The sequence below is a fragment of the Stenotrophomonas sp. GbtcB23 genome (assembly GCF_019091045.1).
Classification (GTDB): domain Bacteria; phylum Pseudomonadota; class Gammaproteobacteria; order Xanthomonadales; family Xanthomonadaceae; genus Stenotrophomonas; species Stenotrophomonas rhizophila_A.
Window position 1 is genome coordinate 1 of sequence record NZ_JAGXKC010000119.1, and the last position, 1,298, is coordinate 1,298.

General features: G+C 62.1%; 1 protein-coding gene and 1 pseudogene. One reads left to right on the forward strand and one right to left on the reverse strand.

Annotation, left to right across the window (positions count from 1 at the left end; translation table 11 throughout):
- Positions 1 to 433 (reverse strand): annotated as a pseudogene (locus tag KVS69_RS18270) (hypothetical protein); the annotation flags it as partial.
- A gap of 141 nt (positions 434 to 574) precedes the next feature.
- On the opposite strand from KVS69_RS18270, the gene KVS69_RS18275 reads away from it, so the two are divergent.
- Positions 575 to 928: a helix-turn-helix transcriptional regulator gene (locus KVS69_RS18275; RefSeq protein WP_345776826.1), complete on the forward strand. Its 354-nt coding sequence runs from the start codon at positions 575 to 577 to the stop codon at positions 926 to 928.
- Positions 929 to 1,298: the final 370 nt, after the last annotated feature.

A 1,298-nucleotide genomic window follows, 5' to 3' on the forward strand; every position in this document is an offset into this window, starting at 1 on the left:
GAGCTTCAACCACCGGGCCGTATTTGCGCTCGATCGCCTCGGTCTGTCGGGGCGTAATCCCGTTAGGGCCATGCTGCTTCGTATCGATCAGCCATTCCGCATAGAGGCACTGTTCCCGCTCAGACCTGGACAAGCGGTAGGTAGACCGTGTCATCGCGATGAGCTGGGCATCGCACGTCCGTGCCCCACCCGCCCCCGTCGACGCCAGCCCCGCCCGGACATGCTGAACACCGGCAAGTGTGTCTTCGTCTTGATCCCAGTAGGTCCCTGCAGGATCCCTGTAAGGGCTCTTGCTCGCTTGGGCCGAGGCCTGGGGCCCGTTCGTAATCGCCCGTCCGATCTGTCGGAGCAGGCTTTCCCCATCCTGTGCCTGCGCTGCCATGCTTGCAGCCAAGACGCATGCGCCCGTGACCGCTGCCCACTGCTTCTTCATGCCCCGCTCCTTTTGGGTTGCGACAAACTTACGTGTCACGTAGAGTCTACCCGTGGCGTAAGGGTTCAGTCATCCTGTCGGCATGCCTGCATTGCATCCGTTCAGCCTGTGACGCCCGCCACTCCCGCTCCCCGGGACGTTGTGGCTGCGCGCCTGTGCCAAGCCCGCGAACTTCGGGGCTTGAGTCAGCGCGACGTAGGAGTGCGAATGGGCCTGGATAAAGACACAGCCTCAGCACGCATCTCCCGATACGAGTCGGGAGCTATGTCTATCAGCCTGGAGGCCCTGTTTGAGATGGCCAAGGCCCTTGAAGTCCCTCCGGCCTACTTGCTGGCCAGCAGCACGAGCATGGCCGATGCTGTTTTGGCGCTGGGGCAGCAGCCTCCGCGTCAGCAGGACCAGCTGGCGGAAGTGTTGGTGTCGCTTTCCAGGATGGAGCCTAAGGCCCGTGCTGAGTGCATCCAGCGACTGCTGCCGCCAAACACCAAGGTCTAGCGGCATACGTCGACTGCTTTGGGCCGATCCTCGATCGAACCCCGTGCTATACAGGCGTCTGGCAAGGAGGCCTAGGGGCCTGAACGTGGGACTTTATCTTCGCAAGAGCGTGAGGGTGGGGCCGCTGCGGCTCAACCTGTAGAAGGGCGGCGTCGACGTATCGGCTGGCATCAAGGGGTTTCGGGTCGGAACTGGCCCTCGGGGCAACTACGTCTATATCAGGGCCGGCTAGCATCTATTGCCGCGCCACCATCCCCTTCCGGAGCGACGAAATAGAGTCCACTTTCATCACAGCGTGATTGGAGCGCTAGTTCTTGGCGCGAGCATTGCTTAGGGGACCACCGCGCCGCTCACTGTAGAGTCTTTGTGC